Origin of the sequence: Synechocystis sp. LEGE 06083, from assembly GCF_015207725.1 — a bacterium.
GTDB lineage: Bacteria > Cyanobacteriota > Cyanobacteriia > Cyanobacteriales > Microcystaceae > Synechocystis > Synechocystis salina.
On record NZ_JADEWJ010000234.1, the window covers coordinates 1 to 6,514 of the forward strand.

The following is a 6,514-nucleotide window of genomic DNA, read 5'->3' on the forward strand; positions in this document are numbered from 1 at the left end:
GGGTTACCTCCGGTAGGGGTCGGCCCGTAGCATCAATGGCCGCCCCTCCGAGTAAAGCTTCCTGAAAATTGTAGGCAAAACCAAATTGGTCCGCCACTTTGCGTAATACTGCCACCGCCACTGCCATAATTTCGGGGCCAATGCCATCGCCGGGGAGCAAGGTTACGTTATAGGTCTGGGACATGGTAGTGGAAAAACTGGAAAAACTTCGATTAAATGACTAGATTTAGACGGACTCTGGAAAGAGATCCCATAAACTTCCCCAGTGTAGAGGATTGGGGACGCAGATCAGAAACTTCAACCACCGGCGATCGCCTTCCAGCAAATACCCCTCCCCAAAAGTTTAGGGGAAGGGTAAATAGTTCCAAGAAGATGTCTAATTTGCCTGCAGTTCTACCCATAAGTGGGAGAGAAAGAGGACCTTTAAAACATCATCATAGGAAGGTCGATGGAGAAAACTAGGCCGCCGCTAAGTTAGCTGCCACAAAGTCCCAGTTGACCAACTTACCGAGGAAATCGGCAATGTAATCAGGACGACGGTTTTGATAATCTAAATAGTAAGCATGCTCCCATACGTCCATGGTCAGCAAAGGAGTTTGACCAGCGGTCATGGGGTTTTCAGCGTTGCCAGTTTTGGTCACTTTCAAAGTGCCATTGTCCAACACCAACCAAGCCCAACCGCTACCGAATTGGGTGGCTCCAGCTTGTTTGAAAGCTTCCACAAAGGCGTCAAAGCTACCAAAGTCAGCGTTGATTTTATCAGCCAGGGCACCAGTGGGCTGGCCACCGCCACCGGGTTTCATGCAATTCCAGTAGAAACTGTGGTTCCAGGCCTGGGCGGCATTGTTGAACAGACCGGCTTTGCTCGCATCTCCAGCAATAGCTTTAATTACGTCTTCAATAGATTTATTGTCTAGGTCTGTACCAGCCACCGCTTCATTAAACTTACTAACGTAAGCGGCATGGTGTTTATCGTGGTGGAACTCCAGAGTGCTTTTGGAAATGCAGGGTTCCAGGGCGGTGTAGTCGTAAGGTAAGTTAGGTAGTGCGTAAGCCATTATAAATTTAAATTTTCTACTCAATAGGGGATTCCATGGCTCCCACTTTACCCTAAAGTTTCCTCGGTTAAAAGGTCGGTAATCCGGTGGAGAACCGCACAAAAGGGAAAATCTTGTCGGTGGGCGTGAGCAGGAAAAAGAGTAAAAAAGCCTTGGTGATCACCTTAGCCGATTAGCCGATCAGACCCAACAGTTTTTTAAAACCGTCCGGAGCGACCCAAGCATTCAAAGGGAAACATTGCCATCGTCCATTTCTAGCACATTGGCTAGGTCAAAGTTTTCCTCGTCATTTATAAAAATATCAAAGTTCTCCGGCAGACTCCCTGAAACTTCAGCCGACGATGCCGTCGCAGACTTTTGCTTAGCAGTCCTTACTCGTCTATGTTTTTTCTCTTCCCTACCCTTTGGATTGCCACTGGCCGACCGTCGGTGTTTTTGTCGTTTAGGCTCCGCCCGAGTTGTTTTTATCGGCCGAGCACGATCAGCACATCCCTTGGCCAATTCGTGGGCGCTAAAAGCCGATTGACTAGCCATGTCTCCCTTAAGATGGGCGATAAAATAGTCTACCGTTTCTTGCTTGAGCAAGCCCAGCAGTACCGCCGTGGCCCCAAAGCGCAGTCCCAATACCTTTTGTTCCTGGAGAATTTGGTCAATCTGGCATTGATTCAACAGGTCCGCCATTTGCAGGTAATGCCCCAAGGGCATAGAGTTGGGGCGGTAAATTAAATCAAACCATTGGTTAACAAAAAACTCGATGGTGTCCTTGGTCAACCAGCCGTGGAGAACAATTACTTCCCCAATGAGGTAATCAAAATGTTGTTGATTGTTAACCGCAACCTCTAATTGGGCCGGGGTAATCAGACCGGCTTCCTGTAAAACCAATCCTAATCTTTTGCGCCCCGATGGTTGGGGTGGACTCATAACCTTGCTATGACCTACTTTGATCCAGGCTACTCTGACTGAGACTTTAGGAAAACAAGATTATAGCTACTTAATCCCCATTTTTGTCATTTAGAAGAATTATTCAGGGAGATTAAGACTGGCTTTGTCCTTGACGAGAAAGTTTTTAGCCGAGAAAAGGGCAATTAACAAAGCAAAATAGCCACAGAAGGCAACGGCAATCAGATTAGACATTTAGTTAATTTTTGTAACGGGAGTTATTGCTTTAAGCATAGGGGAAAATCTCTGCTTTTAGCTTTGGGATTGCTTATTGCACCAATAGTAGAGATTAATGTTTGCTAAAAAGCCTGACAATAGAGTAATTTCAATGTCTACGGTGGCGGCCGGTACCGGCAAATTTCAGAATTACGCCAAAAAAAAGTTGGCTCAGCTCAGTCTGGGCAAGGGGTTAACAGAGGCTAGCTCCAGTCCTGTTGTTCCTCTGTACTTTGCTTGGTGTGGGCGGCCCCACTGGCGTAGAGGTCCCTAGTTTGGGCAAAGAGTTCTTCTTCAGTCAGATGCCATTGCTGAAGCACGGTGTCCAAATCTCGCTGTAAGCTCCGGGCCCCGGGAAAATTTTTGTAACGAATTCTCAGCCGTGCCAAGGACAACAGGTGGGGAATATCGGCGGGGGATTGTAACAGGCGATCAACAACGGCCTGGTCTTTACTTGCTTGGGGATGGGTTTGCTCTCCGATCGCCATGGTTTTGACTCCTGACAAATTTTCAAAAAGGGCAAAAGTTAAGCCTGGCCGGCCAAGTTATTGCCATTGGCTCTTATTGGGGAAGAGGAGGTTCTGCCCCGTTTTCTTCTCCACTTGCCCCCAAACGGGTCTGGGCACTGGCCCACTGACTAGCAACAATAGCGACCAGCAGCCACCATAAAGTGCTCACCGGGGGACGGTACCAGACGGTGTCCACAAGACCGTGCACCAATAAACCGGCGATCGCCGCCAGGGCCCCCATGATCCAAATTCCTTCCGGGGCTAGGGTTTGACGACAGCGTTTAACCAATTGGATTCCTTTGCCCAGAGTAACGGCCAACAGCCAGAGCATACAGGTAAAACCGACTATGCCCGTTTCCACCAAAATTTCTAGGTAAATGGAATAGGCACTCAGGGCAGTGAAGCGGGGGCGCATATAGTAGGGATAAATTTGGTTGAAGGCTTCGTTGCCTGGACCAATGCCAATGATGGGACGGGCTCGAATCATGGCCTTCACTCCTTCCCAGACGTTGATGCGGAAATTATTACTGCTGTCTTCCCGACCGGCAAAAATGCTCATGGCCCTAACCCGAATTGGTTCCACCGCAATTAAGGCCCCTCCGCCCAATATCACCGCCACGGCGATCGCCAGGGGCAAAGACCACCGTTGCCAAAATTGGGGTAATCGGGGCAGCCACCAGAAGTAACAAAGGGCCAAAAAGGTCGCCCCCAGGGCCAATACCGCCAGCCAGCCACCCCGGCTCTGGGTAAAAAATAAACAGAGGAGATTGGTGATCACCATGGTTGCCCCCAGTAACTTAGGCCACCACCGTCGCCACACCACCAAGGCGCTCAAACTCAAACCAGTCATGGGTACCAGGTAGGCCGCTAATAGGTTGGGGTTGCCTAAAAAGCTATACACTCTAGTGGCCTGGGCCAAGGTAGAGGTGGGATCATTCCAAGTAGCTAACTGTTCTACCCCGTCCACCTGCTGTCGCAGACCGTAACTGCTCACCAATAGCCCCACCAGTAAAACGACGGTTACCAGCCGATTCAGCCATTGCTTGTTCTGCAATAACCTGGCCGCCAATAGGAACAAACATAAATTGGCGGTTAATTTGGCTAGCCCCGACGCCGCCGCCATTTTCACCGGGGAAAAACCCACGGCGATCGCCGAAATACACCAATAGGCAAAGACTAAAACATGGATGGGGGTCAGCCCCTTGCCCGGTTGATCCGCCAGTGTCAGCAAAGCCCAGAAGGCTCCACAGAGGAGCATAAAAATGCCCAGCATGGTGGTGGAAGTGAACGGCGCCGCCATAAAAATTATTGCCAACAGAGCCGTACCCACCGCTTCAAACTGGGGCCACAGTAAACTGCCCTGGGCCCAATGCCGCCCCCAGCCCACAAAACGGTGGAGCACACTGCCCCTTCCCCATTCCTGGGGAGAAAAACCGCCAAACATCAGCGATCGCCAGATAGAGATGGGAGACACCATTAACACTCTGCTTGTAAACTCGGAAGTCCTTTGACCACTGATTAGCCTAATCAATGGCGGGTATTGTCGGTAAATATGTAAATATACAACACTGAGCAGACCCACTGACTGTCACGAAGCCTTGGTAACCATCAGCCACAACAACTCACAGGGTATCTTGGTATTCTTCCAGGAGGGCCAAAATATCCGCTAACTGTGTTCGGTGGATTGGGCTGGGGTCAAGCTGGAATCTGGCGATTGCAGTACGATATCGAGTTTCGATTCTAGTTCGGCGAGTTTCTCGTTCTGTAGCTTTAATTCTTTCATCCTCTGTTCGTGCCGCATCTGCTTTTCTTGCTCTAGCTTCCTCATCTCTGCGGTTTCTTTCCTCATCTCTTCGTTGTACCTCTTCAAGTCGGACAAACCCCCGTAGGATTTGATCCAAGACCACAAATGTGAAAGTAACCCCAGCGAAGCTGAGGCCTGCCCATTGGGGGATAGGGAGTTAGTAGTTTTTGAACTGGATGGTTTCATATTTGAGGGCTACTCCGGTCACAAACACCAAAATGGTGGTAATGATGGCAATAAATGCCTGGAAGTCTGGCATGGTCTTTTTCCTGGGACTGTCCCATTCTAGCAACGCTCGATGATTCACCTCCCCTAGCAACAATCCAGGTTGGCAAAGGCCGCTTAACAAGGGAAAATAGGAGATCTATCCCCCCTTTGTAATCGGCCCTGTGACTAAAATTCGCACTGTTTCTGAAGCCAAACGAAAATTTTTTACCCACTACAGCCGTCCCATTAGTTCCATCTACCGGCGTTTTGTCGAAGAGCTGCTGGTGGAAATGCATTTGCTCAGTGTGAACATTGACTTTACCTACGACCCCATTTTTGCCCTGGGCATCGTCACCTCCTTCGACAGTTTTATGCAGGGTTATCAACCGGCGGCAGAATTACCTGCTATTTTCAGTGCCCTCTGCTATGGGGTAGATCAAAATCCCGACCAAGTACGCCAGGATGCCAAAAATGTGGCCGCCAGTGCCCATCACATCGGCCTAGATGCTTGGGTAACCGCCGCTTCCAGTGACCAGACCTCCGGGGATAACTTGCTGCTCAACACCCTCACCGGGATCCACCAGCGTCATAAATTTAAATACAGTCGTCTGTTTTCTATTGGGCTTTACACTTTGTTGGCTGACCAAGACCCAGAGGTGAAGGACAATGATGAAAAACGTCAGGACTATCTCACCAAATTATCGGAACTGTTGGATTTGTCCCTCGATAAAGTGGTCAAGGATTTAGACTTGTACCGTAGCAACCTGGAAAAAGTTGACCAACTACTCAAGGTGTTGGAAGATGCGGCCGAAGCAGAACGGAAGAAAAAAGAAAAACAAGCCGCTGCTACGACTCCGGCGATCGAGGATGCCCCGGTGACTACAGCGGAGAGTCCCGAAAGCTAGTCCAATCTATGCCCCACTCTGAGGCCCCATTGTGGAACTGAAACAGGTGATCATTGCCCATAAAGCTGGGCACAATGAAAGCAAAACCTATGCCGAACGCTGTGCCAGGGAATTGGAGGCTAGGGGCTGTAAGGTACTGATGGGCCCCAGTGGCATCAAAGATAATCCCTATCCAGTGTTTTTGGCCTCTGCCACAGAAAAAATAGACTTAGCTCTAGTTTTAGGAGGAGATGGCACTACCCTAGCGGCAGCCAGGCATTTATCCCCCGAAGGCATTCCCATTTTGTCCGTTAACGTGGGGGGACACCTGGGTTTTTTGACGGAACCCTTTGATTTGTTCCAGGATACCCAAACCGTCTGGGACCGCCTCAGTCAAGACCGTTACGCCGTTTCCCAGCGGATGATGCTAGCGGCCAGTTTATTTGAAGGCGATCGCCGGGATCCCCAGATGGTGGGGGAAACCTACTACTGCTTGAATGAAATGTGCATCAAACCGGCCAGTATTGACCGGATGCCCACAGCCATTATCGAAGTGGAAGTGGACGGGGAATTAATTGACCAATACCAATGCGACGGTCTATTGGTGGCCACCCCCACGGGCTCCACTTGTTATACGTCTTCTGCTAACGGGCCCATTTTGCACCCGGGTATGGATGCCATTGTGATTACCCCCATTTGCCCCCTCAGCTTGTCCAGCCGTCCCATTGTCATTCCCCCTGGATCCTCGGTAAATATCTGGCCTCTGGGGGATTTTGAGTTAAATACAAAATTGTGGACAGATGGCTCCCTTGCTACGGGGATTTGGCCTGGGCAACGGGTGGGAGTGTGGATGGCCCACCAAGAGGCACAATTTATCCTACTGCGGGAAAGCTATTC

General features: G+C 49.9%; 7 protein-coding genes. 2 read left to right on the forward strand and 5 right to left on the reverse strand.

The annotated features are described in order from the left end of the window. From IQ219_RS15440 to IQ219_RS15460, 5 genes are all read right to left on the reverse strand, one after another. Positions 1-184, reverse strand: a 184-nt coding sequence (locus IQ219_RS15440; RefSeq protein ID WP_255512830.1) for an isocitrate/isopropylmalate family dehydrogenase, incomplete at its 3' end; no start/stop codon positions are given. A 274-nt stretch (positions 185-458) separates the two neighbouring features. Beyond that, a complete protein-coding gene (locus IQ219_RS15445; protein WP_190599087.1) occupies positions 459-1,058 on the reverse strand; it encodes a superoxide dismutase in 600 nt (199 codons plus the stop codon). A 225-nt stretch (positions 1,059-1,283) separates the two neighbouring features. Then, positions 1,284-1,979, reverse strand: a complete 696-nt coding sequence (locus IQ219_RS15450) for a hypothetical protein (RefSeq protein WP_194073198.1) — start codon at positions 1,977-1,979, stop codon at positions 1,284-1,286. 437 nt (positions 1,980-2,416) lie between these two features. After that, the gene (locus tag IQ219_RS15455; RefSeq protein WP_194073199.1) at positions 2,417-2,701 is read right to left on the reverse strand and encodes a DUF3288 family protein; all 285 of its coding nucleotides are present in this window, start codon (positions 2,699-2,701) and stop codon (positions 2,417-2,419) included. Positions 2,702-2,774: 73 nt separating this feature from the next. Further along, positions 2,775-4,199, reverse strand: a complete 1,425-nt coding sequence (locus tag IQ219_RS15460; protein ID WP_194073200.1) for an IctB family putative bicarbonate transporter — start codon at positions 4,197-4,199, stop codon at positions 2,775-2,777. Positions 4,200-4,915: 716 nt separating this feature from the next. On the opposite strand from IQ219_RS15460, the gene psb29 reads away from it, so the two are divergent. Both psb29 and IQ219_RS15470 read left to right on the forward strand, forming a co-directional pair. Continuing rightward, complete coding sequence (gene psb29, locus IQ219_RS15465; protein WP_194020440.1) at positions 4,916-5,638, forward strand: photosystem II biogenesis protein Psp29; 723 nt, start codon at positions 4,916-4,918, stop codon at positions 5,636-5,638. Positions 5,639-5,669: 31 nt separating this feature from the next. After that, positions 5,670-6,514, forward strand: an 845-nt coding sequence (locus tag IQ219_RS15470) for an NAD(+) kinase (RefSeq protein ID WP_194073201.1), incomplete at its 3' end; no start/stop codon positions are given.

Excerpts from the sequence above, each read along its gene's own strand:
- IQ219_RS15445 (WP_190599087.1), bottom strand. The coding sequence starts at position 1,058 with ATGGCTTACGCACTACCTAACTTACCTTACGACTACACCGCCCTGGAA.
- IQ219_RS15450 (WP_194073198.1), bottom strand. The coding sequence starts at position 1,979 with ATGAGTCCACCCCAACCATCGGGGCGCAAAAGATTAGGATTGGTTTTA.
- IQ219_RS15455 (WP_194073199.1), bottom strand. The coding sequence starts at position 2,701 with ATGGCGATCGGAGAGCAAACCCATCCCCAAGCAAGTAAAGACCAGGCC.
- IQ219_RS15460 (WP_194073200.1), bottom strand. The coding sequence starts at position 4,199 with ATGGTGTCTCCCATCTCTATCTGGCGATCGCTGATGTTTGGCGGTTTT.